The 24,138-nt window shown below is 60.4% G+C and carries 14 protein-coding genes and 1 pseudogene; 8 read left to right on the forward strand and 7 right to left on the reverse strand.

The window, feature by feature from the left end; translation table 11 throughout:
* Window positions 1-307 precede the first annotated feature (307 nt).
* From IPM54_09475 to IPM54_09490, 4 genes are all read left to right on the forward strand, one after another.
* Window positions 308-529: a hypothetical protein gene (locus IPM54_09475; protein ID MBK9260052.1), complete on the forward strand. Its 222-nt coding sequence runs from the start codon at window positions 308-310 to the stop codon at window positions 527-529.
* Window positions 530-684: 155 nt separating this feature from the next.
* A complete protein-coding gene (locus IPM54_09480) occupies window positions 685-2,160 on the forward strand; it encodes a hypothetical protein (GenBank protein ID MBK9260053.1) in 1,476 nt (491 codons plus the stop codon).
* Window positions 2,157-3,524 (forward strand): hypothetical protein, encoded by a 1,368-nt coding sequence (locus tag IPM54_09485; GenBank protein MBK9260054.1) that lies wholly within the window; start codon window positions 2,157-2,159, stop codon window positions 3,522-3,524. The genes IPM54_09480 and IPM54_09485 overlap by 4 nt, the downstream gene beginning before the upstream one ends.
* A gap of 11 nt (window positions 3,525-3,535) precedes the next feature.
* Window positions 3,536-4,174, forward strand: coding sequence for a DNA-3-methyladenine glycosylase 2 family protein (locus IPM54_09490; protein ID MBK9260055.1), 639 nt, complete (start codon window positions 3,536-3,538; stop codon window positions 4,172-4,174).
* Between the two features lie 7 nt (window positions 4,175-4,181).
* On the opposite strand, the gene IPM54_09495 is transcribed toward IPM54_09490, so the two are convergent.
* The 4 genes from IPM54_09495 to IPM54_09510 all read right to left on the reverse strand — a co-directional run bounded on the left by IPM54_09495 (window position 4,182) and on the right by IPM54_09510 (window position 11,590).
* Complete coding sequence (locus IPM54_09495) at window positions 4,182-5,795, reverse strand: EAL domain-containing protein (GenBank protein ID MBK9260056.1); 1,614 nt, start codon at window positions 5,793-5,795, stop codon at window positions 4,182-4,184.
* Between the two features lie 291 nt (window positions 5,796-6,086).
* On the reverse strand, window positions 6,087-8,030 hold the full coding sequence (locus tag IPM54_09500) for a protein kinase (GenBank protein ID MBK9260057.1): 1,944 nt from the start codon (window positions 8,028-8,030) through the stop codon (window positions 6,087-6,089).
* 64 nt (window positions 8,031-8,094) lie between these two features.
* Window positions 8,095-10,209, reverse strand: coding sequence for an alpha/beta hydrolase (locus tag IPM54_09505; GenBank protein MBK9260058.1), 2,115 nt, complete (start codon window positions 10,207-10,209; stop codon window positions 8,095-8,097).
* A gap of 211 nt (window positions 10,210-10,420) precedes the next feature.
* Window positions 10,421-11,590, reverse strand: coding sequence for a hypothetical protein (locus IPM54_09510; GenBank protein ID MBK9260059.1), 1,170 nt, complete (start codon window positions 11,588-11,590; stop codon window positions 10,421-10,423).
* A 180-nt stretch (window positions 11,591-11,770) separates the two neighbouring features.
* Between IPM54_09510 and glmS (IPM54_09515) the strand changes: the two genes are divergently transcribed.
* Window positions 11,771-13,603 carry a glutamine--fructose-6-phosphate transaminase (isomerizing) gene (gene glmS / locus IPM54_09515; protein MBK9260060.1) on the forward strand — a complete coding sequence of 611 codons (1,833 nt, stop codon included), beginning with the start codon at window positions 11,771-11,773 and terminating at the stop codon, window positions 13,601-13,603.
* 297 nt (window positions 13,604-13,900) lie between these two features.
* Window positions 13,901-14,641: a hypothetical protein gene (locus IPM54_09520; GenBank protein MBK9260061.1), complete on the forward strand. Its 741-nt coding sequence runs from the start codon at window positions 13,901-13,903 to the stop codon at window positions 14,639-14,641.
* A 193-nt stretch (window positions 14,642-14,834) separates the two neighbouring features.
* On the opposite strand, the gene IPM54_09525 is transcribed toward IPM54_09520, so the two are convergent.
* A complete protein-coding gene (locus IPM54_09525; GenBank protein MBK9260062.1) occupies window positions 14,835-15,209 on the reverse strand; it encodes a DUF2019 domain-containing protein in 375 nt (124 codons plus the stop codon).
* The gene (locus tag IPM54_09530) at window positions 15,206-21,283 is read right to left on the reverse strand and encodes a VCBS repeat-containing protein (GenBank protein ID MBK9260063.1); all 6,078 of its coding nucleotides are present in this window, start codon (window positions 21,281-21,283) and stop codon (window positions 15,206-15,208) included. Before IPM54_09530 ends, IPM54_09525 begins: the two co-directional genes overlap by 4 nt.
* A 433-nt stretch (window positions 21,284-21,716) precedes the next feature.
* Between IPM54_09530 and glmS (IPM54_09535) the strand changes: the two are divergent.
* Window positions 21,717-22,800, forward strand: a pseudogene (gene glmS / locus IPM54_09535) (glutamine--fructose-6-phosphate transaminase (isomerizing)).
* A gap of 299 nt (window positions 22,801-23,099) precedes the next feature.
* Here glmS (IPM54_09535) and IPM54_09540 read toward each other — a convergent pair.
* Window positions 23,100-23,501, reverse strand: coding sequence for a DUF2795 domain-containing protein (locus IPM54_09540; protein MBK9260064.1), 402 nt, complete (start codon window positions 23,499-23,501; stop codon window positions 23,100-23,102).
* A 205-nt stretch (window positions 23,502-23,706) separates the two neighbouring features.
* Between IPM54_09540 and IPM54_09545 the strand changes: the two genes are divergently transcribed.
* Complete coding sequence (locus tag IPM54_09545; GenBank protein MBK9260065.1) at window positions 23,707-23,988, forward strand: hypothetical protein; 282 nt, start codon at window positions 23,707-23,709, stop codon at window positions 23,986-23,988.
* Window positions 23,989-24,138: the final 150 nt, after the last annotated feature.

Consider the following 24,138-nt stretch of genomic DNA (forward strand, 5'->3'; position numbering starts at 1 on the left):
AGCATTCCCGGTCGCCCAGTTGCCCACCCAATCGCCCTCAAAGCCGCAACTCGGTGCCCAGTTGCCACGTCTTTGTGTGATGGACAGCATTCCCGGTCGCCCAGTTGCGCATCCGATCGTGCTCGAAGCCGCAACTCGGCGCCCAGTTGCGCGTCCGATCGCCCTCGAAGGCGCAACTCGGCGCCCAGTTGCCCACCCGATCGCCATACAGTGCATCACCCGTACGCCAAATCTGTATTCACGCCAATGCCGAACGACGATATTGCCGTCCAGTTCCTTGCGACCATTCACGTGAAAGGAACACCCGATGGCCGATGAACATATCGATTCCTTGGAAGTCTTCGAGTATGGCGACCATTTCTTGATCGAAATCGATAAACTCGATGGCCTCACCAATGTCGTCAACATTGCCGCGGCCATTCTCATCAAGCTCGGCCGCAAAGACGAATTGCGCCTCTTCTTCAATGACCTGCAAGTCAATGAATCGTCAAAAAGTGCACCCGCCAATACGACGACCGAAGGCACTTGAACGCTGACGAAAACCCACCCCGCTGCCGAATCGCATGACCCAAGCTGACGACGCGCATCAAGTCGAGCTTCCCGATGACGTCGCTCCGCCCGCATCGCGCGCGACGCGCACCGTACGGGTGGCCTCGAGCATCCGCGTCGCTTATCCTTGCAGGCGTGTTCGCCCCGCCGAACCCCACCCATCACAAAACCTCGCTTTGGCGTAGCCGCGCCCTGCGCTCGACGCTCGCCCACGTTTCGTTTGTCGTCATATCGTTCGTCTCGCCGAACCTCGAGGCGCAACCTGCACCCGTTGCTGCTCCAACGAAAGCCGCCGCGACGAACCCAGCGGACAAACCAGCTCCCCGACAATCCCGAGCTTCCGTCTCGCGTGTCGCGGAATCCATCGCAGCGGACCTCGCGCACGTGCCCGCCAAAGCACTCGTGGTCGCGTCTCCGCTCACGAGCGACGCGCCTGCACCGCGTGGATCCGAGCTTGCGCTGCTGCTCGCCACGCAGCTCGCAGGACGCCGCGGAGCTGGATCGCGCGCCTTCGCAAAACCACTCGCGCTCGCCGAAGCGCGCATCGAAGCGCGTCAATCCGATGCGCTGGTGATGCTCAAAGTCGAGATCGCTGCGGGCAAGCTGCGCGCCGTTGCGGACGTTTTTCCCGTCCCACGTACGGTCTGGGCACGCGTGCGCGATCCCGAGCCTGGCCCGATTGCACACGCGTTCGCCGAAGCGCCCATCGACGCCGAAGTGCGCACGTACCTCGCGCCCGTGCCGATTGCGCAGGTGAACGTCGTTCGAGGTCAACATTTTGAAAGTGACGTCGTGGCGCTCGGATGCGCCGACATCGACGCCGATGGGGCCGCGGAGATCATCAGCGTCAGCCGTCGTCGCGTGACCACGTTGCGGCTTCGCGAGGGCAAAGTCGTGCCGTTGCGATCACGCAATTGGACCGATCTTTCGCCGCTCGCGCCCGTTCCGCTGCGCGAGCCGATTGGTCTTGCGGCCGTCGTCGAGCGCCCTGCGCAGCATGGCGACGCCGCGTTTTTCGTCGAGGTAGGTTTGTCCGATCGGTCCAAGAGCGTGCGCCTCGATGGACAGCTCGACGTCGTCGCGACGCTCGCAGGTTTGCCCTTGGGGGCGGGCGAAACGAGCGCTTGCGTGCGCGTGCATCAGCCGTGGATCTCGGGGCCGCTCGTGCCGTGTGCAGCAGGCGATCGAGCCATTCGCGTGTCCTTGACGGGGTCGTACGATGCAATGGCATCGGCATCGCTCGTAACGCCAACGGGCGACGCATTCGCCGTTTTCGCGGCTCGCACGGATCGCGGCGTGCTCGAGGTTCGTGACGATGCGGGGCATGCGACGACGGTGGACGGAGCCGGAGCGCAGCTCGCGGTGGGAGATCTGGATCAGGACGGCAACCCGGAGATCCTGAGCAGTTTGGATGTGCCCGCGGGGACGACGGATGCGGTCGTCGTGCGGTCGTGGCTCGATCGATCCGCGCCGAAAGCTACGCGGCCGAAAGAAATGTTGCGCGTACCTGCAGCAGCCGGCGTGCATGCGATGGCGGTTTGTCCTCCCGATGGTCCAGGTCGAGCGCCGTTTGTCGTGGCGACCGCGGACGAGATTTGGGTCGTGCGATGAGCAAGCGGGGGGCCGATTGCGATACGCGTTTTTCGCGGCGAACGTTGCTCGCCGGCGCGGTCGCGTCTGTCGCATTGGGCATTGCCAAGGATGGTCTTGCGCTCGGTCGAACGCCGCATGGTGGGCGTTTGTCATTTGTTTTGCCTTGGTCCACGCGCTCGATTGATCCTCACGACGTGCTCGATTCCGGCGCAGCGTTGTTCGGCGCGGCGATGTCCGATCCGCTGTTTGTATTGGATACATCGGGGAATCCGGTTCCGGCATTGGCGGAGGTATATCCGGCGAAAGAAGCGCTCGGCACGGTGGTGCGGCTGCGCGAAGGATTGCGCACGGCGCGCAAAAAGCCGCTCGATGCAAGAGACGTGGTTGCTTCGATCGAGCGAGCGCGCGTGCGCGGTGCAGCGGCCATTTTTACGGACGTGCCGACGCCGAAGACCGTAAAGAACGATCCATTGGCCATCGTGTTTGGTGCGGCCGATCCGCACAAGCTCGCCCGAGCACTGTCGTCGCCCGTGGCTGCGATACTGCCGCGGAATTTCGATCCGGCCGCGCCCGATGGTACGGGCGCATTTCGCGCGGATTGCTCGGACAAACGGCTCGTGCTTTCACGTAATCCATTGGCAGCACGAGGGCCCGCGTTTCTCGAAAAAATTGAAATAACAAAAGCGTCTGACTTGGCGACGTCGCTTCGGCAATTCGAGGCCGAGCGAACCGACATCGGGTGGCTCGGTTTGGGATTGCACAACGATCGAAAGGGGGCTGTACGTTTCGATATGGGGCGAGCGGCATGGATCGTGTTATGGGTTGATCCGCGTATTGGGAGTTTTGGCGCACCGGGGACGGCGCAGCGGCTGCTCGATGCGATTGCGCCCGAACGCCTATCGCATTTGGGCCTTGGACCATTGCCGAAGGCTGGAGCGCATTTGGCTTGGGGTGGGCCTCCGATGGAGCTTTGGGTGGACGAGGCATCGGCATTCATGGTGGAAGTGGCCAAGACGCTCGGGCCGATATTGACGCAACCGGGTCGTGAAATCACGGTGGTGCCCCTTGCGCGCTCCGAAATCGCAAAGCGTCGAGGAAAAGGCCCTGTGGGTATGTCGCTCGAAGTGGTGCATGCGGTCGCTCCAGGGGTGCTTGGTGCTTGGGCGTCGCTCCTTGCGGCGGACGACCCCGTGCGCGCGAAGGAGCTCGGGAAAAAGCCGCCGAGGTTGGCGCAGCATGCTCCGGTGCGGTCATTGACGCATGGTATGCAATTGGGGGTATTGGGTGAAGTGCGCGTGACGGGAGGCATCATGCCGGACGTGACGCTGGTGCGTGCGGGCGAAGGTTGGGATTTGGGATCGAGTTTTCGGAAAAAGAAGTGAGCGCGAGAATCATGGATAACAATCATCCTCATGCAGAAGCGATGCGCGTATTGAGCGCTGCGGACGATCGTCTTGCGGAAGTCATTGCCGAGGTTGGCGCGTGTAGGCTTCGTGTGCACACGAATGGAAATGCCGACGCGCACGAATTTTTCGAGGCGCTCGTGGAATCCATTGTGAGCCAGCAATTATCGACGAAAGCGGCGGATACGATTTACGCGCGCGTGCTCGCGCTTGGGGGAGGGAAATTGCTTCCGCCTTCGGAATTGGGGGCGGTGCCGGAAGAGACGTTGCGCAAGGCGGGGTTGTCGGGGCAAAAAGTGCGATACGTGCAGGATTTGTGCACGAAGGTCGGCGATGGCAGTGTGGTGCTCACCGATTTGGAAAAATTGGGTGATGAAGAGGTGATTCAGCGTTTGCGGCTGGTGAAGGGAATTGGTCGCTGGACGGCGGAGATGTTTTTGATGTTCCGGCTGGGGAGGCCGGATGTATTGCCGGTTCAGGATTTGGGGATTCAGCAGGGGATGCGCAAGTTATACAAGATGCGTACGGATCCGACGCCGGATAGAATGGTGAAGGTAGCGAAGAAATGGCGTCCGTATCGATCGGTCGCGTGCTGGTATTTGTGGCGGGTGCACGAGAAGGTGAAGTAGGTTGCGCTCAACGTTTGCCCTGCTTGGACAAACCCGCCAGCACTTCCGCAATCGGCCGCGGTTTTCCGTACAGCCACCCTTGCGCGTAATGAATCCCCATGTTCGACAGCATGTCCGCCATCGGCTGCGTTTCGACCGATTCCGCCACCGTGTCGATGTTCAGCATCCCGCCAATGCGCTGCACGCTCTCCACGATGGCCCGATGCAGCGGACTGTCCAGCATGCTCCGCACGAAAACCCCGTCGATTTTCACATAATCCACGGGCAAACTCTCCAAATACCCGTACGACGCATGACCGCTGCCGAAATCGTCAATCGCGAAGCGGCAACCCATCGCCCCGAGCTCCTGCATCATCCACAAAACTTCGGATAAATTCGCGAATGCAGCCGTCTCCGTAATCTCGAAACAAACCTTGGTCGGCGGCACTTTGTAATTGCCAAATTGCTCGACGATGTAATCCAATAACCCCTCGCGCAAGAGCGACAAGGCCGAAAGATTGATGGCACACGTGTGCAAATTGCGCATTTGCTCGCGTGACAATGCACCAATCGTTTGCAATGCCTTTTGCACCACGTACCTGTCGATTTCATCCATCATGCGGCTGTCCTCGGCCGCTTGAATGATGCCCACCGGCGATTCGTGCCGCCCTTCGTCGCTGACCACACGCACCAAAATCTCGAAATGCAATCCGTGCTTTTTCGCCGGCACGAGCGCGTGAATCTCTTGCGCGTAAAGCTGCAATCGCCCCTCGGACAAGTGCCGCTGAATGCTCGCAACCCATTGCATGGCCCTTCGGCTGCGCACCATTTCTTGATCTTCGGCCAAATAAATCTGAAGCCTGCTGCGGCCACTGTCTTTGGCCATGCGACAAGCTTGATCCGCTGCCCCGAGCACATCGGATGCGCGATGATATTCCGCCCCGAAGGGGACCAATCCCATGCTCGCTTCGACCGTGAACGTCTTGTTGTTCCATGCGAAACGAAATTCGTGCAGCGTCCGCTGAAGCTTGCGCACCACTTGCTCGGCATCCAGCAAGTCACGCCCGTGTAACAAAAGGACGAACTCGTCTGCACCAATCCGCCCGGCCGCATCGTTTGGTCCGACAATTTCGTAGAGACGCGTCGCGACCCACTGCAAGAGATCATCGCCCGCGTCGTGTCCACACGTCATGTTGACCAAGCGGAATCGATCGAGATCGAAGTAGACGAGCGAGTGCCGCACGCCCTTGTCTCGGCTCGATGCGAGCGCGAGCTCGACGCGTTCGCTAAAAGCTTGGCGGTTCAAAAGGCCCGTGAGCGTGTCGTATCGCGCTTGCCTTGCGATCTGCAAAGACAAGAGCTGTTCGACATTCGCGTCGCGGAAAACCACGAGTTTGCCCTTGGGATCGCCGTCTGCTTTCGTCCCGATCGCATGACGGATCGCGAGCACTTGGCCATCTCGCCGGTCGAGAAGTGCGGTATGACCAACCGTCGTGGTCGGTATATCGACGACGCCTGCAGCGGTCGTTGGAATGCCAAAAGGTGTGACCGCGACGGGACGAATACGAAAAACCTCGGCCAGAGGTTTACCGCGTTTTTCCTCGAACGATTCGCCACACAGCCGCTCGGCCGTCGAGTTCATGCGCGTCACGCGCCCCGCAGCGTCGGTTTCGATGATGCCTACGCCCAGTTCGGACAAACACGGGCCGATCCCTTCGAGCGGTCCCGTAGGCACGGCAGGCACCCACGATCGAGCGCGGACGTCGCGTGATTCGCGACGATCGTCCGCTTCGAATTCGAGCGTATCCTTGGGATCTGTCGTGAGGTTGTCGTTCTGCACTGGGCCTTACTCGATTGCGTATGCGTCGCCAAACGTACCTATATCGTTCCCACGGCCTTTCGTCATGGATGAAATCGCACGCCGTGGGCGGAGTCATTGCTTGACGTCGAACTCGATCTTCGTCAGTCGGTATTCTGGAACGCGAAGCTCCTTCGAACGCGTCGCGCCCGTGGACATTCGGCAAAAGACCCGCGCTTTGCCCGCATCCACCATCACGTCGAGCGGCGTCACGCCATAATACGTGGAATTGATGGTGATTTTGCAAACGCCGCCTCGGGCGCTTACCAAGAGCCTTCCTTGGCCTTTGCCGATGGGCTTCCAGTTCGACTTGGGCGCCTGCGTGGCCGAAGGCGTGGGCGCGGGTGGTTCGTCCGGAACAACTTCGACGGGGGTTTCATCGGGAACCGCAGCCGCGATCTCGTCTGGAGTGACGGCGCTACCCGAGGCGGCTGCGGGTACGACCGGATGGGTCGTGGCTTGGGCCGATGGCGGCGATGTAATGGGTGGAGATGCCGAGTTTTCGGCTCCGGACGATGGTTTGTCCGCGGAATCGGACGACCCGCCGAACGCGAGGAGGACGATGGTGACGAGCACGAGCAGCCCGGCGACTGTGGCGATCGCGATGTTTCGCACGCGACGTGGATCGGCGCCTTGGACAGGGTTCGTCGGCGCGTTCGTTGGTGCGTTCGTCGGCGCGGTCGTTGGCGGAAGGGCTGGAAGCGGCTGCGTTGAAAACTCGGTTTCGGGCGGGCCGGGTAGTGAAACGATTGGCGCCGGATTGTCTTGCCACGCGCCGGGCGAATGGGCGCCTTGGTTCGGTTCTCCAAACCCGACGAGCGTTCCCGCAGGCATCGGTTGTTCTGGGTGAGCCGACAAACTCGGGTTGGACGCCCGTGGGGGAGGTGGTTGCGGTGCAGGTGGAGCCGCGGTTGTTGCTGCGGCTGCATCACGCTCGGCCGCGGACAAACTCGCCGTCGCGACGTCGGGCGATGCCGGGAGCGCCACGATGGGTGGTGCCGCTCGAACCGCGTTCGGCACGGCTGGTGCAGCGCCAACTTGCGTGGGGCTCACCATGACGCCGGGCCAGGACGGCGATGATGTGGCAAACGGGGTCGGAGCTGCCGATGGATTCGGGATGGGCGTGGCCGACGGGCTCGCGGGAGGAGCAGCCGTCGGGGCTGGCAAGGGTTTGCCTGCAACGACGGCGACGAACGCGTTGTGCAGGTCGGCAATCGCCTGGTATCGCTCGTCGGGCTTGCGAGCGAACGCGCGCTGGAAAAACGCGTCGACCGTCGGCGGAAGGCCCTGCACGAGCGTCGATGGCGGTGGGTACTTGCCGCTGAAGACCTGCACCATGACTTCGGCCAACGTGTCGCCGGGGAAGGGCACGACGCCCGTCAGGCCGCGATAGATGATGACGGCAAACGACCAAAGATCGCTGCGAAAATCGCTCTTTTTCGAACTTCGTAGCTGCTCGGGGCTCATGTAATGGGGTGAACCCATGAGCTCCGTGGTTTTCGTGTGTTGTCCGAGCGTCGCGTCGATTTCCTTCGCGATCCCGAAATCCAGGATCTTGACGACTTCCCGCCCGTCGCTCTCGTCGCGCGCCAAAAACACGTTACTCGGCTTCAGGTCGCGGTGAACGATCCCCGCTTCGTGCGCTTTGCGCAGCCCGCGCGAGATCTGCGAGACGATCGGTTCGAGCTCGTCGAGCGTAAGGCGCTTCTTGCGCAGGATGAAGTCGTCGAGGTTTTCCCCGTGCAGAAGCTCCATCGCCATGTACGGGGTTTGTCCCTCGATACCGTAGTCCTGCACGGTGACCACGTTGGGATGTCGGATGAGCGACGCGGTGCGAGCTTCACGCTCGAACCGCGTACGCGCAACAGGGGTCGGCGAATCGTCGTGCAAAAACTTGATGGCGATGTCGCTTCCAAGCGTCAGGTGGCGGGCGACCCATACGGCGCCCATTCCGCCAGATGCGAGGAGGCGCTCGAGTCGGTAACGACCGGCAATGACGGTGCCCGGCACTAGCTCCATCGACGTTCCTGGACTTCCCTCGCCTCGACCTCGCCACCGTATCACATGTTGTGCCGGCCGTGCATCACCTGTCGAGAATTGCTTGGATCTTCTGCCACACAGCAGGTTCGACGCCGACATCCAAGTGCCCGTAGGGCACCCCCTCCTGTTTGGACTTGCTGATCTTTTCGTCTGCGGTGAACCCTTGGGTCAGTTGGTCCAGGGCGGCGATGCTGACGTCGAAGAGGACGCCGTCACCTTTGGGATCGCAGGTGGGGCATTCCATTCCGTCGATTTCGAAGATTGCATCGGGTTTGCCCGTGCCCTCGCCGTGCACCACGTAGAGGTAATCCAGGTCGCGGCTCACGCCGTGGTGGCGAAGTCGTTCGATGAAGTTGCCGCCCATTTCCATGGCCGATTGGATACCAATGCCATCCATGAGGGTATAGGTCGTGTAGCCGGCAAACGTCTCTTCGGCGTGTCTTACGTCGTAATGCAAGTGTTTCGCTTTGCAGGGGCTTTTGGTGGGCTCGAACGACGTCGTGCGGCACGTCAGATGCGCGGCGTCGTCATCGATCCAGCCGCCGGTACCCGGAAGGCCGGCGGGGTTGTAGCCGAGTTTGTAGATGCTGACCCAATCGCGCCATTTGTATTCGTCGGTATCGAGCTGTGACCAATCATAGTTGACGGGGTCGTCTTCTCGATTGGGGAGCGGGTGGTGGCTGCGCAAATCGTAAGCGGCCTGCAATTGCCCGATGTAAGGCGAAATGTGATTGCCCGCATCGTCGACGGCGCCCCACAACGAATGGTTGTACATGTCGAAGTCGAACGTACTTCCATCGACGCCTTCGGCCACGTTGAGCGTTTTCAGGCTTTCGGATTGCACGATTTTGCCTTGCAGATCGAGGCCCGTGATGTTCGACGTATAGATGCGGCCAAAGAAGTCGAGCCACGTGCCGCCTCGGTTTTCGCATGCCGAATAAGCGTAAGGATTGGGGAAGGGTGAATTGGGACCGGAAGCATATCCCCACGTCACGCATTGCACGGCGCTCATCCAGCCCCACGTCACGGGGCCTTGGCCAATGGGAGCCGAATCGGCGGTGCTGTAAATGACGAGGTTATGGAAGGGATGGCGGAAGTTCAGGTCGATTCCAAGGTGCGGTCCGGACAGCGCCACGTACGTACGGATGTCTTTGCGAAAAAGCGGAACATTTTTTGCGGTATCCGCGGCGACGCGTTCGAAATGCTTCGTCCCCCAATCGTTCCAATTGGCGACATCGGAGAGGTACAGGTCGAGGGGCAATACGCCTTTGCTCCAAGCGACCACGTCGACGCTTGGCATGCCCGTGAGTTTTTTGATGTAACGAACGGCATTGGCGACGTGAATGGCGTGATTGAAATTGTCCCCATGGAACGTGCCGAACGTCACGGCGTACGTGCAATGGCCTTTTTCTTCGAGGTGCTGTACGTAGCCCGTTTTTTGTACGACGCCCGGGTAAACATTGCCATTTCCGTCGTTGCCGCCGGGAAACATCCACACGTTGCCGTTTTGCATGGCTCCGTGGACGAGCAGGACGGGTGTTTTTTTCGTATCGCACGCGAGGCTCGACGTTTTGGGGCCGTGATGCAGGAGCACGAATCGAGCTTCGGCGCGTGTGGGTCCTTTTTTCTTGTCGCACGCGGCGGCATCCATTTTCCCGACCGACCCTGCACAGGCGCTATTGTAATGGATGTTGAATCCATCGACGATTTGTTGATTGAGCGCGCCGAAGTACGTGCGCAAGTCGTAATCGGCATTTTTGAAGGTGTCTTGCCAGCGGAGTTTTTGGGTGCGCAGATTGTACCCTTCCGAGCGAAAACGCTGCAGTCCCTCGAGCAATTCGATTTTTCCCCACGACCACGCTTCGGGCGCAATTTCTCCGACGACGCGATAATCGTCCTTGTACGTGCCGTTGGCCGGCGCATCGAAATAATCATCGTAGGCCGGATCGAATGCTTCTGCTGGCGGGTATGCTGCCAATTCGCCACCGCCCGAACCACCTTGTCCGCCTTGTCCGCCTTGTCCGCCGCTGCTCGAAGTGTTTTGCGTGGTCGAGCCCGGGGGCTCGTCGGGTGGCGTGCACGCCGTACCGAGCGACAAACTGGCGATGACCGTAATGGTTGGTGGAAGAAAGCGGGCAGGTATGCTGCGTGCTGACATGAAGCCTCCGGGGGAATGGCGCAGGGTAGCTGGGGGTACGGGTGGTCGCAAGGTTCGTGGAATTGCAACCCCGGACTCAGCCCGATTTTTCGCGCACACGCGGCACCCCAAACTCGCCGCCAAAGGCGGCTCGAACAATGGGGCCCCCGCCGCATGCGCGCGAAAAATCGGACTTCGTCCTCAATTCTCAATGTTGACCATCAGGTCCTTCTCACTTCGCGCTGCCGAGACGCATACGCACGAGGCCCGGGATTCCTCCACTATTGAATGTCGTACGCGCCGAATTCACGATGTAGAGGTATCGATCCGTCCCCAGGATCGCAATCGCAATCGCGCTCGGCTCATATAGGTTTTTCCCGTCCGCAATGACGTCCACGCCGCCCGTGTACCGTATCTTCGTGATTTTGTTGACTTTGCGAGCCGCGACGATCGCGGAGACGTCGAAGGGCGTCGACCCTGGGTCGAATGTGTCGATGACGATGCTCTCGGCACCCCCGAGCGTATCGCAATCGGGCCCGACGATCAGCGGCTCCATTCCGAGCACGGCGAACATGTTTCCACTGTCCTCGGCAAGTCCACCCTCCAAAATGGTCGCGCGATCGGCGTTTGCAGCCAAGAATGTATCGCCATCGAAAGCCACGCTGGAGACGCCGTAAGGAATGCCTTCACCGAATGCGCACGCCGAAGCTTGATCGCCGGACAGATCTTGGCCGACGCCCGCGTCGTTGACCGTGCCGTTCGGATTCACGACCATCATGCGGCCGGCCGGGGGAGCCGTCACGACCATCAGTCCCGAGCTATGAAACGCGATGTGCCGCGGATAGCTCATGTTGATATGTTCGGCAAATAGCTCGGCCGTTCCACCTCCCGGCGGAAACTTGTAAATGCCCGGCTTGAATTGCACCGGATTGGCGCTCGAAACGGCAACGTACACGTTTTTTTGCCCATCGATCGCAATGCCTTGCGGTGTGCCGACACCAATGGGAGCCGCCACGCTGCCATAATCCGCTCGCGTACCCGTCTCCAAATCGACCGTGATTACCTTCGTCGACCCGAACGTGATGTACGCCGTCTTGTCGTCGATCGCGATCCCTTCGGGTAACTCGCCCTGTGTCCAATCAAACTTGACGACCTCTTCGACCTCCCCCGGCATTTCCATGCCGCCCGCTCCGCCCGTGCCGCCTTCGCCTCCAGCACCTCCCGTCGAGCTGCTCGAACCACCGCTGCCACCTTGTCCACTCGATGTCGTGGTCTGTTTGTCCGGACCACCGCACGCCATCGTCAGCGACGCAAGCGCCAAGGTGAATGTAGCGAATACGAAGTTTGTCCACGTACGCCTGCGGGCCGGCTGCGCGTGGTCCGACGACATCAGCAATTGCATGTAAGACCTCCAGTCGGCACAGGCTACCCCACTTCCACGCGTGCTGGGCGGAACAAGGCTTCGCGCAGGGCAGCCGCAACTTCGCGACGCGCCATTTGTTGATCTTTTTTCGCCAATGATCGCATCGCGGTGTACACCACGCCTGCGGCGTTCGCGCCGCTCTGCGAAGCGAGGCATCGGATGTGCGGTATCGTGGGATATGTCGGGACCCGAAGCGCGGCCCCCATCATCGTCGATGGGCTCCGGAAACTCGAGTACCGCGGTTATGACTCCGCTGGAATTGCCATTCACGACGGCCGGTCCATCGAGATCATTCGCACCCTGGGCAAACTCGTACGTTTGTCCGAGGCCCTCGAAAAACGCCCCCTCCAAGGGTCCACGGGCATCGGACACACCCGCTGGGCAACGCATGGACGACCCAGCGAACAGAACGCTCACCCGCACTCGGCTGGCCCCGTCGCCGTCGTGCACAACGGCATCATCGAAAACCACGTCGCCATCCGTCAGCAGCTCGAAGCCGAAGGCGTGAAGTTTCTGTCCGACACGGACACGGAGATCGTCGCGCACTTGGTTCATCGCGAGCTTGGCAAGGGCAAGGCGTCGCTCTTCGAAGCGGTGCAGCGAGCCTTGCGGCACGTCGTCGGCGCATACGCCATCGCGGTGGTTTCTCGGGACGAACCCGAGGCGATCGTCGTTGCGCGCCATGGCTCGCCGCTCGTCGTGGGCATCGGGGAAGGCGAAATGCTGTGCGGGAGCGACATTCCCGCGCTGCTTTCGCACACGCGCGACATGGTGTTCCTCGATGATGGCGACGTCGCCGAGCTTCGTGCGAGCGGGTTTCGTTGCGAGACCGTGGCGGGCGAAGCTGTCAAACGCAGCCCGAAGCGCATCGATTGGAGCCCGGTGCAGGCCGAGCGCGGCGGCTACAAACACTTCATGCGCAAGGAAATCCACGAGCAGCCGGATGTCGTGGAGGCGACGTTGCGAGGGCGCATCGACCTCACTGCAGGGGACGTGTACGCAGCCGAGATGGGCGTGCCGCCCGAGGTAGCGCAGCGGATTCGTCGCGTGTACTTCGTCGCGTGCGGGACGAGCCATCATGCAGCGATCGCTGGGCGCTACTGGATGGAGCAGCTTGCGAAAGTGCCGTCGGTCGTCGAGCTTGCCAGCGAGGTTCGGTATCGCGAACCGTTGTTCTACCCGGACGATCTCGTCGTGGCGGTGAGTCAGTCGGGCGAAACCGCGGACACGCTCGCTGCCGTGAAGGCCGCGAAAGCAGGCGGCGCGCGCGTGCTTGCCGTCGCAAACGTGCTCGACAGCGCGATCCCGCGAGCGTCCGATGGAGCGCTCTACACGCACGCAGGTCCCGAAATCGGTGTCGCATCGACGAAGTGCTTCACGACGCAGCTCGCTGCGCTGCTCTTGCTCGCGGTGTACATCGGGCGCCGACGCTCGACGCTGCCCGACGAACGAGCGCGCAAGGTGCTGCAGGCGCTCTGGGAGACGCCGAGTCATCAGCGCGAGATCCTGGGCGACGCCGACTACGTGCACGCCATCGCCAAGAAGCTCACGCATGCCAAGGACGTGCTTTTCCTCGGCCGAGGGCTCGGTTTTCCGATCGCGCTCGAAGGTGCTTTGAAGCTGAAGGAAATTTCATACGCGCACGCCGAAGGTTACGCGGCGGGCGAAATGAAACACGGGCCCATCGCGCTCATCGACGAGACGATGCCGGTCGTGGCGGTTTGCCCGATGGACGCTCAGTACGACAAGATGCTGTCGAACGTGCAAGAGGTTCGAGCGCGTGAAGGTCAAGTCATCGCCATCGCGACCAAAGGCGACGAAGCGATGCTCGAGGTTGCGGCCCATGCGGTTTGGATTCCGAAAGTGCCCGACGAGGTGCTGCCGCTGCTGACGGTCTTGCCCTTGCAGCTCATCGCGTACTTCGTGGCCAACATCAAAGGCAACGACGTCGATCAGCCGCGCAACTTGGCCAAAACCGTCACGGTGGAGTGACGAGCGGCGAAGGTTTCAGCGAACAGCGAAGGGTTGCACCCTGGCGGCGTCACCGCGCTGGTGATGATGGGCGCATGTACATGCTTGCGTGGTCACCAAGGTGGTGACGATGGGCGCACTTGCATGCTTGCGATGTTACCAAGCTGGTGACGACGGTCGGACGTTCACCCTTCCGTGTTGACCATGCTGGTGACGGGCATCGATGGTCGACCCTTTCGGCGCGACGAATGTCGTGATGTTCGTCGATCCTGCAACCTGGACTTGTCACGAAGGTCGTCTTTCGATGTAATGCGCATCATGTCCAATCCCACTCCCGAGGTTGTGGGCTCGCAAAAAGCCTACGAGCAATTCCTTCTTGAAGCAGAAGCGTTGGCCGATGCCGACGTGCGGCCATTTCGTGCTGACGGATCGCTGGCGCTTCACAATGTCGAGATGGGTCTCGACGCCATTTCGCCCCACGTTGATCGGCTCAAAGCAGAATTGCCGACAGTGGACGTTGTCGCGCTGCAACAGCTCCCCGACTTGGCACTTGCGGTCATTTATGCGGCGGCGCAGGTGGATCGTACGAGTGACGGGTCGACGGGGGCGCTCATCGAGAAGGCCCGAGTATCGCGCACCTTGTTGCTTACATCGGCCGAAGCATTGGCTGTAGCCGGAGTTTTGCCGGCGCATGACGTCGAGCGCATTCGCGTGGGCACGGGGTCGATCGACTTGGCGCAAGACAACATTGATTTGGCTGCGCTCATGACGAAGCACGCCGCGGCCATTGCGGGAAAAACGGCGGTCACGCCGGAGCAGATCACGGAGGCTGCAAATGGGGGAACGGAGCTACTCAAACGGCTCAAGCCCAAGGGTACGCGGAGCAAGGACCCGGCAACCGAGGCTGTCGCTTTGCGTGATCGATTTTGGACGCTGCTCGCGACGCGGCACAAGGAGCTGCGCCGCGTGGGCATGTGGTTATGGATGGACGAGGTGGATCGATTCGTTCCAGCCTTGCAATCGCGGTCGGTGCGTCGGAAGAAGACGGAAAACGGTTGAGGACGCTGGGGCGGGGATACAGGCGCGTACTTCTCCTCCCAGCGCTTCTTTCACGCTTGATCGTCGGGCGACCCCTCGCCCCGCGACACTGTCCCGCCACGCCAAACTTACTGGGTGCGTCGAACCCCATGTCCGATTTCTCCGAATCTTGGAGACCAGTGACACGGTGTCACCGGCACCAACATCGAGATTTTCACGAGAAACGGAGCCGTCCTGCGCGCCATTCCCGAAGTACCATCTTCGCTGCGAATTCTTCAAGTGACGACGGCCCGATGGCAATGCTTTCAAGTATCCGGATCGCGCGTTCTGGATCCAATTCAAGCGCGTGTGCAGCCACCCATCCGCGAACCCTCATGTCGTCGTCCTCGAGCAACTGCATGAATCGACGTTGGTCATCCGCATCGCGGTCCCGAATTTGTCGAAAAATTGCGTGAATGCGCGCATATGCCTGGTTTGCAATTCGGTGGTTTCCCTCGTAGCTCGCGACACGATGTTTGATCGCTGCTTCGCGGTACGCGTTCAGCATTTCATTCATATCTTCCGCGGCATTTACGGATTTCCTCTTCATGGGTGCCACCCGAACGTGCGCAATAGGTCTATGCCAAATGCGTGTTGGTCCTCAAACGATTGTGGACTTAGCCATTTGCGAACTATGTTTCCCCCCGCAAAATCTTGCTTGCTCGAATAATAGCCGCTGACTTTTTCGTGAAGTACTTTTTCAACAGCCACGATGTTCTCCACGTTATGTATCCTCTTCGCTCCAAATCTGAGCACGTTCCACCACGTTTGTTCTACAACGTGGTGCCACTGCATTCCTTCGCCAGCCGGACCCATCGCACGTTTGAATGCACGGAACGAGCTGTATCCACCCGGAACATTCGTACCAGCAAGCTTGCCAGCGGCAACTCCAACCACCGCCGCTGCCACCGGCAGCGTCGCCGCGCCAATTTCCTCCGGATTCTCCTTGTCTATCGCGTGATATAGCCGCGCGCCCATCACGCCGATCTGATTCAGCGGATTGCCCACGTTGTAGGCGTCGCCCGCTGCAGCAAGAATACCGCCGTTCGGGTGCCCATCATAAGCTGCTTTCGCGCGCAGACCCATTTGTATGGCGAGCTCGGACGTGCCCATCGTCGAGATGGCGAGATTCACGCGCATGGCCGTGACCGCCATGCCCGTCACGCTCTCGATCGCCATCCCCTTCGCAAATCGGAACCCCCACGAATCCGTCACCGCATTGCCGCTCGGGCAGCCACTTTGCGACGCCCCCGCGCACGGACGCGGCGTGATGCCCGTGCCAGTCGGACATCCCGACGAATTGACCGCATCGCTCCCCGCCGGAAACGGCATTCCCGCAATGCCAACCGCGACGTCATGGAGCAAGCCCGGTTCCAGGTTCCCACCGATGTTCGGCGGTGCCAAGTTGATATCGGGCGCATTGACCGATGCAAACCATTCGCCGTAAGCACGCCGCGATTCCGGATTGAACCCCGTGGGGTCGACCCAATTCAGTGGGCTTTGTTCAACGTACGCAAATCGGTTCAGCGACGGTGAAAACGTTGGATCCGCAATGAACGGATCCGGCGTGGGAAAGCGCGACGTTTTCGTGTCGAATACGCGGCCGCGCATGTCGATGAGGCCAATCTCGTCGTCATGCCTATGCCCGGTAAAACCATCGCGCACGTCGGACGGCGGCCCCGTCGGCGGATTTCCATCGATGTCCACGCGAGCACCGAATGGCGCGTAATACAAGCGTTCGCGCGGCTTCCCATCGGAATCCGTGACGAGCGACGTCGAGCCGAGCGCATCGCCGTGCAAATACACCGTTTCCCGTGGAATCATCGCGCCGGGCTTGTAGATGATGTCCGCAATGCCTCCGACGTGGAAAACGTGGACCATGCCTTGCGCAGATTCGCGCCTCTCGTAGACGCCGCCAATGTAAATGGTTTGCTCGTCGACGCTCGTCTTCGATACACGCTGGTTGTGGGCGTCGTATTGAAAGAGCGTCATTCCGGAATTCGTCGTCACGCTCGAGGGCAAATCGAAGTCGGTGTACACGATCGATCGCCCGCCGCCATTGAGCACGCGGCCTCGGTTGTCGTACGCGTACAATCCGAGCGGCTGGCTATCATTCAAAATCGCGCGCGGCCGTCCTCCATTGCCGTGCGTGTACTGCTGCTGCACGGATCCATTGTGCACGACCTTTTCCAGGCTGCTCAGCCGGTCGTACCCATACCTCGTGGCATGCGTTGCGTTCGGCGTGAGCAATTTCCATTGCGTGAGCCGCGACAAGTCGTCGTGCGTGAACACCTCCTCACGCTGCATCACGTAATCCACGCGCGACGTCATTCGACCCGCGTCGTCGTACAGCATGCCCACGTGATGTAAATCGGCACCGTTTTCAGGATGCACGCGAATGCTTTCGAGCTGCCCGCTAAGCGCGTTGTACGCATTCGTCGTGGTGAGAGCGTTGCCCGTCACGCTCGTGACCAGCTCTCCCTCGCGATTGCGTTCTTTCACGTGCCACAAGGTTGCCTTTGGTTGTCCGGGTGAAATATCATCGATGCGCTCGACATAGCCGAATGCATTATATGTTTGCTGAATGGTCGTGCGCCCGAGGCCCGCGACGTCGGGGTATGCCATCGTGTCGATGCGATCGAATGCATCGTACGAAGTCGTCACCTTGAAGACCTCGCCATGGACGGTCCACGCGGTGTCCGTCAGCCTGCTGAGGTCGTCATAGTTGTATTCCGTTTGCACGCCGAAAGCACTCGTTGCGAGGGACAGCTTGCCCGCCTTCTTCGTGTCGTAGACCCATTGGCTCATCCCATCGACCGATTGCAACGTTTCCACGCGACCGATGACGTCGCGCTGGTAGATGCGCTCGTCCCCGGCAATCGTTTCGCGCATCAATTCGCGATGGCCATTGTATTGCGCGGTGCGCATGCCTGCGTCCGGATCGATGATCGATGTCCGGTTTCCTCGCACATCGTAGAGCATCGATGTGACGTTGCCATTCGGATCGGTCAGGCTTTTCAAAAGATCAAAAGGCCCGTATTGGTAGCGGGTATGCAGCTCATCGTAGGTCCAATTCCACGGCGGCGTATTCGGAGGTGACGTGACGACTCGTTCCACCATTTCAATAATGCGCCCGTCCTTGTCGCGCACTTCTTGACGCTGCCGTCCAAGCGAATCCTCGGTCGTCGTCGTGAACATCGAATGCGTCGCTTCCACGGCGTACGTATTGGCATGCGCCGTAAGGATTGGCCGATCAAGGCTATCGTATTGCGTGCTCGTCGACGGTATCTTATTGAGGTCCACCCCAATCTCGGCCGGACGATTGATACGCCAAACGCGCCCCAACACGTCGAACTCGCGTGTCACTTGGCTCCACGTGCCATCAAATCCACGGCCGCGCGTTTCAATGTTGCGCCCGCGGTCGTCGACAAATGCGAGCGTTTGCCGATTGTCACTCGATTGCGACGATGATTCTGTACCACGAATAAAACCGTTTTCCATCCACGGCGCGTGGGTCAGTGCTACCGCGCTGCCGCCGTCACGTGAAGCCTGAAGTATTCTTCCAAGGTCGTCGTGCACCCATTGTGTCAAAATACCATTTTCATCGGTCGCCGCCAAGGGCACACCGAGTGACGGATGCGTGATGATCCACTGCTCATGATTCAGCGCGTTTCGCCTCTTCGTAACAAAAGCGCCTTCGTCGTCGTATTCGATGAACGTCGTCCGCGGGCAACCGTCTGCCTGCGGGCAAAGCAACGTATTCGGCGTGATCGTTCGGTGCTCTTCAATGACCAAGCCGTTGGCACGCGCATAATGGATACGCTGGTATGCCGCCGGATCGCCGGGCTCGATTTCGACGGTTTCGAGCAGCCCATTCGCGTCGTGTGCGAATTGCGTGTGGCGGGTCGTCGACATGCCGGAGATATCGATGGACGTTACCGTGCGCGATTCCGCTAAACCAACGAGCCAATCATTTTCGCGAATGTCGTACGTCCATTCGACCGCTTCATACGTGCCGCCAAGCGTATGGCGCGTCGACGAGCGCAAATTGCCCATCCAATCAAAGTGAAGCGTTCCCGACGCGCGCAGCGGCGCAAACCAATTGATGGGCGGTTCGACGATAAACGGCGTGCTTCCGCTATTGACTTGCACCGACGTCTCCCACTCGGCCGAATCCCACGCTGTCGGGTGCACGAAATACGTTTTGCCGTCGTGGAGCCAATCGACGACCACGTTTTGTTGCTGCACGCGCACTCGCGCAGGAACGACGCCAGCCACAGGAGACGCTCCCGCACCAAGAGCGTGTTCAACAACGGGCGTGATTTCGACGACGCGTTTCGCTCGAAATGCACCGGGCGCAAAACGCTTGTTCGTGTTCGGGCTCGTTTGAATGATCGTGTGGTCGTAGTACGTCGTCGTTTGCCGCGGCCTGTCAGGCTCCCATTCCCGCACGACGCCGTAACCGAGGAACCCGCGTCCTTGGCGATCGAAAACCGGCTCGCCGAACGAATAATGCCGATCACGTGGCGTGCCGGTGCGCGATTCGATGCGGGCGACGACGCTGGCCCCGCGCCGCACACACGCGAGCGGATATGCCTGCATACATGATTGCGGATCCACGTCGGGCGCATAACTACGCGTGTATGTAATGCGCTCGCGCCAATCGGACCCGTCGTCGCCAACTTCGATGAGCCGATCCGGGTCGCCACCGCGCATGGTGATCGCTTGGAAATGCGTCCGTTTTGCAGAATCGACCCACACGCGCAACAAGTCGTCGCGACCATTGCCGTCGAAGTCGCCACGAAAAACGCCGGCATCATAGATGCTGTCGGATTCATCCAGGAATGCGGCGTCATCAATCACATCGTCGTTGCCATCGCCATCGAGATCGCCGACTGTGATGGTATCGGGGGCGTTGGTCGACGCAATGTCGAGCAAGCCATCACCATCGACGTCGCCGAGCGTATCGTTGCCGGCATGGAATTCCGATTTGCCATCGCCGTCGAGGTCGGCCAAATACACGGGGCCGTCACCAATGAATGAAATGTGTGCCAATAGATTGAATGATCCGAACGTGCCATCACCGATGTTTTGGGCGCACCACCAGACGGCGCTCACCATGGGATCGGGCGACGGCAGCGTATACGACGGTCGTTCACGACAAAGATCCAGCAAACCGTCACCATTGACATCACCAAATCGAACGCCAAAAATCTCCGTGTAAAGCGCATTGTAGCCGGTGACGTACGGGTCCTGATGCCACAATTCATCCGTATTCGGCAGCTTTTTCCACGGTGCAAACTTGCCAGTTGGATCAGCTCGATAAATCCACTTTTCCCATTTGAGCGGCTTTTCTGAAAGCGTCCGCGTTCCAACGAGCTCGATGCGACCATCCCCGTCGATATCGACGGCCACCGCGTCCGGCCCCGGGATCGTCGTACTTGCAACGGCCTGCGCTGAATTAGCCGATACGTACGTCACGCTATCATGAAGCCCCAACGCAATGTGTACATCGTCTTTGCCGTCGCCATTTGCATCGAGTACGCGGATCTGCTCGCGCGGAATCGCGCCATGGCGGACGTGCTCCCATATCGTGGAAAACGTGTCCTTGGTGCCCGGCGGCCTTTTGCTGTATTGAAACGTTCGCGCTTGCAAACATCCGCCCAATGCGCCACACCGCTCAATCGATGATAGCAGCGGCCGATCGGTATCGGCGCTCTTCTCATACGTCAATGCGTATGACCACGCAAGCGCGGTCGTGCCGTGCTCATTGGGACCATGCATTTCGATCGACGTGAGCAATTGCGACACGTCACGCTCGTGATATGCATGAGCGCTCGCATCCCACACCCGCACGAACGCAGGCATGCCGTTCGGTTCGTAATGACATTCGACTTTACGCCGCGGAGTTTCGGTATTCGAAGCTGTGTATTCGATTTTCTCGATGTCGAAAATGAATTGTTGATAGGGGGCCTTTTCTTCGTGACGATAAAAATAATCAATCCGGTTGCCAATTCGGTCTCGTTCGGACGACAGCGCCCAGAAACGCGTCTTCGATCCGTCGTATTGAACGGCTTTGTATGTACGAATGCGCCCGTCTTTCGTCCATACCTCCCAACCATTGGGTATGTCTCCGCCGGACAATGCCACAATCTTCGCAAACGATTCATTTTCAGTACGCCATTCACCACCGTCGATAGAAACGAGAAATTGTCCATCCAAGCAAAATGCACTCGGAAACCCGGCATGACCATGGCTCGCAAAGGTCGGCGCGCAATATCGAATGAATGACGTCGCTCCTCGTAAGGACCATCCCAATCCCACACTGTCACGTCCCGCGCCGCTCGAATACGATAGCGATAACATTGGGGCCATGCCCGCACGTGCAGGCGGCACATCCAATGGAATGTCAATTTGGTATTCCCCTGTCGGAGAAACGCCGGATGATTGCAACAACGTTCCCAGGGTGAATGCAGCGGGGAGAATAGGATCGGCAGACAGTTTCGGCGCTATCGCGTTCTGATGCGTTGCTACCGCATTTTTGCCGCCCGAACCACGTGATGAATCGCCACATGCAGCCATGACGAACATGACGAGCATGGCGAAAAGAAGGCGGTAAAGCATGACAGAACCCCCGACGTGGCACGATGTGTCGACGAGGGTACAACAAGCGGCGAAACGGAGTCAACGGACCCTCTGTCGCAATGGCCTCACCAATGGCGTGAAGTTTCTGTCCGACACGGACACGGAGATCGTCGCGCACTTGGTTCATCGCGAGCTTGGCAAGGGCAAGGCGTCGCTCTTCGAAGCGGTGCAGCGAGCCTTGCGGCACGTCGTCGGCGCATTCGTCATCGCGGTGGTTTCGCGAGACCAACCCGAGGCGATCGTCGTGGGCCGGGGGCGGGGCGCGGGGGGGGGGGGGGGGGGGGGGGGGGGGGGGGGGGGGGGGGGGGGGGGGGGGGGTCGATGATGGCGACGCGCCGGCCGGGGCGGGGGGGGGGGGGGGGGGGGGGCGGGGGGGGGGGGGGGGGGGGGGGGCTCGTGGGCGGGGCCGGCGGGCTACAAACACTTCATGGGACCACGAGCAGCCGGATGTCGTGGAGGCGACGCTGCGCGGTCGCATCGACCTCACTGCAGGGGACGTGTACGCAGCCGAGATGGGCGTGCCGCCCGAGGTAGCGCAGCGGATTCGTCGCGTGTACTTCGTCGCGTGCGGGACGAGCCATCACGCAGCGATCGCTGGGCGCTACTGGATGGAGCAGCTTGCGAAAGTGCCGTCGGTCGTCGAGCTTGCCAGCGAGGTTCGGTATCGCGAACCGTTGTTCTACCCGGACGATCTCGTCGTGGCGGTGAGTCAGTCGGGCGAAACCGCGGACACGCTCGCTGCCGTGAAGGCCGCGAAAGCAGGCGGCGCGCGCGTGCTTGCCGTCGCAAACGTGCTCGACAGCGCGATCCCGCGAGCGTCCGACGGAGCGCTCTACACGCACGCAGGTCCCGAAATCGGTGTCGCATCGACGAAGTGCTTCACGACGCAGCTCGCTGCGCTGCTCTTGCTCGCGGTGTACATCGGGCGCCGCCGCTCGACGCTGCCCGACGAACGAGCGCGCAAGGTGCTGCAGGCGCTCTGGGAGACGCCGAGTCATCAGCGCGAAATCCTGGGCGACGCCGACTACGTGCATGCCATCGCCAAGAAGCTCACGCATGCCAAGGACGTGCTTTTCCTCGGCCGAGGGCTCGGTTATCCGATCGCGCTCGAAGGTGCTTTGAAGCTGAAGGAAATTTCATACGCGCACGCCGAAGGCTACGCGGCGGGCGAAATGAAACACGGGCCCATCGCGCTCATCGACGAGTCGATGCCGGTCGTGGCGGTTTGCCCGATGGACGCTCAGTACGACAAGATGCTGTCGAACGTGCAAGAGGTTCGAGCGCGTGAAGGTCAAGTCATCGCCATCGCGACCAAAGGCGATGAAGCGATGCTCGAGGTTGCGGCCCACGCGGTATGGATTCCGAAAGTGCCCGACGAGGTGCTGCCGCTGCTGACGGTCTTGCCCTTGCAGCTCATCGCGTACTTCGTGGCCAACATCAAAGGCAACGACGTCGATCAGCCGCGCAACTTGGCCAAAACCGTCACGGTGGAGTGACGAGCGGCGAAGGTTTCAGCGAACAGCGAAGGGTTGCACCCTGGCGGCGTCACCGCGCTGGTGATGATGGGCGCATGTACATGCTTGCGTGGTCACCAAGGTGGTGACGATGGGCGCACTTGCATGCTTGCGATGTTACCAAGCTGGTGACGACGGTCGGACGTTCACCCTTCCGTGTTGACCATGCTGGTGACGGGCATCGATGGTCGACCCTTTCGGCGCGACGAATGTCGTGATGTTCGTCGATCCTGCAACCTGGACTTGTCACGACGATCGTATGAGAAAGGTGCCAACCCCCTTCACGCAGCCTTTTCCTTGCCGCTTTCTCCGGTGAGGCCCTCTTCTTCGAGCGCCTCGTGCATGGCTTGAACGACGTTGGCCATCGAAGGAAATTCCTCTTCTTCTAGGTCATCGACGAGCTGCTTCAGTGAAACGGGTTGCCCTTTGCGGTACTCGATTTGCTGGTTTCCTGCGCGCTTCAGCAGCTCTTGCTTGGTCGTCGGAAACTCCATGCCGGAGAGCGCTTGAGTGATCGCGGCGATACCGAACGCTGTGCCTTTGGGCGGACCAGGTTTGTCGTACGCTTCGCCGCGAACTTCTTTGCGGTCACGCAAGTCGCGCTGGTGCTGAACTTCTTTACCGCCCAGTCGCCCTGCTTCCTCGACCGTCATCGAGCCTTGTTTTTTGTTTTTCTCGGCCATGATGAATCTCCCGTGAATTTGGCCGGCCGAGCTCACGGCGCGGCTCCGTCCACGCTTTCCTTTGGGCGTTTTGGGCAGGTGTCGATGGCCGTCGATGAGATTGTCCAAACGAACCCGGGCCGAACGAGATGAGCAACGACGATGTGTAGATGGGTGCTTGCGGCGCAAGAGCTTCGCGGCATGTGCAGTTCGCGAGGTGCGCGAGATGAGATCTGGAGAGCGAAACGAACCGCCGGGACGTGGAGCCAACGACGCTTTGGTTGCGTGTAGCTCATGTTTCAGGCTTGGTATGCGGCCGAGTGGTTGTGCACCGGAGGATGAACCCGAGCATGGCCGGCCGCCCATCGTGATGGAGGAAGTTTCCGACGACCGCGTGCTCGGGCCGAAAAACGAGCTGGACGAAGCTGTGGACGAGGCATCGGAGGAATCATTTCCGGCCAGCGATCCTCCGTCTTGGCCCGTGACCGAGCGCATTCGCGGCAGGTGAGCAGAGCCGCAAGCTCGACCGCACAAATTGGACAAGTGACTTGTCGAAGGCTGCTGGGGCGTGTGAAACTGCCGCGGTCATCCGGTTGGCGATGCTTGCAGTGCATGAGAACGTCGCTTAAATGGCGACGCTCACGCGTCCGCGATGGCG

The sequence above is a fragment of the Polyangiaceae bacterium genome (genome assembly GCA_016715885.1).
In the GTDB taxonomy this organism is placed as follows: domain Bacteria; phylum Myxococcota_A; class Polyangia; order Polyangiales; family Polyangiaceae; genus Polyangium.